This window comes from Micromonospora sp. S4605, assembly GCF_003176715.1.
Lineage (GTDB): Bacteria > Actinomycetota > Actinomycetes > Mycobacteriales > Micromonosporaceae > Micromonospora > Micromonospora echinaurantiaca.
Genome location: NZ_QGSW01000223.1, coordinates 1 through 1,611 on the forward strand (window position 1 = coordinate 1; position 1,611 = coordinate 1,611).

The following is a 1,611-nucleotide window of genomic DNA, read 5'->3' on the forward strand; positions in this document are numbered from 1 at the left end:
AGCTTGTCGTTTAACCCGTGCGCCGTTTACGTGCGGTGATGCTCCGGTCACGTTTGATCGTTTTGCCGACGTCGTGGCGGGGCGCCGGCCTGCGGTTGGTGGAGCCGGGTGGGCGTCCGGGGCCTGGTCTTGCGGGTTTCGGCGCACCGGCGGGCAGGGCGCTTTTCGCGCGCAGGTTCCGAAATCCTCGACGGACCCGGGCGGGAGTGAGCCGGCCGGGTGCGGTGGGTCGTTCCCAGGGGCGGCGCAGGTCCGCGGCGAGGGGTCGGGCGAGGCGGAGTTGGGTGTGGGCGGCGATGATCAGCCAGGTCCAGCGGTCGGCTGCCTCGGGGGTGCGGATTTTCGGGCGGGTCCAGCCGAGGGTCTGTTTGAACAGTCGGAACGTGTGCTCGAGGTCGAAGCGGCGCAGGAATGCCCGCCACCAGCGGTCCATATCCGTGGAGGTGGCGCCGGTGGCAGAGCACCACAGCCACAATGGCTTGGGGTCACGGTCGCCGGGAAGGTGGTCGACCTGCAGCCGGATCAGGGTGCCCTCGATGACTGGCAGGTCGCCATGGTGGTCGATCCAGCAGGTGCGGCGGGTCAACCGCGGGTGCAGCCGATCCCAGCTTGCGGCGCGGGTGGTGCCGTAGCGGGTCGTCTCGGTGGTGGTGTGGTGCTGCGGCGCCGGCCAGGTGGACGGGTTGTCCAGGCGGAACTCGGGTCCGTGTTTGGGTGGGCGGCCGGTGGCGCCGGGCAGTCGGGGTGGCTTCGGTAGTCGTAGTACCCGGTCGGTGCGGATCCGGCCCAGCAGCAGTACGGGCAGGTCGTCCAGCACGTAGGCCAGTCGGGTGATGTCGTAGCCGGTGTCGGCGACGATCAGGATCTCAGGATCGCCGTCGTGCCAGTGCCCTGCGGCGATGAGACGGTTGACGACGTCGCGTAGCTGATCGGCGGTGACCGCGGTGGCGTCGTCGGTCGGGCCGAGGCGCACCGCGTCCAGGATCGCGGTCCACGAGGTGCGGCCGGACTCCAAGGCGGCGACGAACGAGTACGGCCACCCGGGGATCATCTGGGCCTGGCCTTTCGCCCGGCCGTAGACGTGGCAGAACAGCCGGTCGGGCGAGGTGGACGCGTCCGGGCGCAGCCAGTTACTGACATCGACCGCGAGGACGATCCGACCGTCCGCGGTCCTCGGCAGCGGAAGGCCAGCCAGCGTCGTGCGTAGCCGGCCGATGTCGATCCGGCCGCTGTTCAACCCGTCGTACAAGGCGCCGTGACCACGCCGGTGCTCCGCCGCAAGCGACAGGTCGACCAGGCTGTGCACCGGCCCGTCGGTGCACAGGACCGCGTCGGTCAGCTCGAACAACGCGTCCGCCCGGCGCACCAAGCAGTGGTAAAAGTCCCGGCGGAAGCCCGCCAGCACCGCCGCCGGATCGCTCACGGGCGTGTCGGGTAACACCAGCCCAGCCATGTAGTCCACAATCGTGGCCACGGCCACCGTCCTTGTTCTTCGCGTCCTTGCCAGGGAACCGAAGGATCATCAGACGGTGGCCGGCTTCCGTCTCCACGACACGCCGGATCCACAAAGGACTATCTCGGCGGCCGAGACGCCAGGGGTTAAAGAACAAG

1 protein-coding gene is annotated in these 1,611 nt (G+C 69.3%); it reads right to left on the reverse strand.

The window, feature by feature from the left end; translation table 11 throughout:
* Positions 1–10: 10 nt before the first annotated feature.
* The gene (locus DLJ47_RS18945) at positions 11–1,453 is read right to left on the reverse strand and encodes an NF041680 family putative transposase (RefSeq protein WP_109901276.1); all 1,443 of its coding nucleotides are present in this window, start codon (positions 1,451–1,453) and stop codon (positions 11–13) included.
* Between the last annotated feature and the right edge of the window lie 158 nt (positions 1,454–1,611).

What these genes read in the sequence shown, in the direction of transcription:
- DLJ47_RS18945 (WP_109901276.1), bottom strand. Translation starts at nt 1,453, where the DNA reads ATGGCTGGGCTGGTGTTACCCGACACGCCCGTGAGCGATCCGGCGGCG.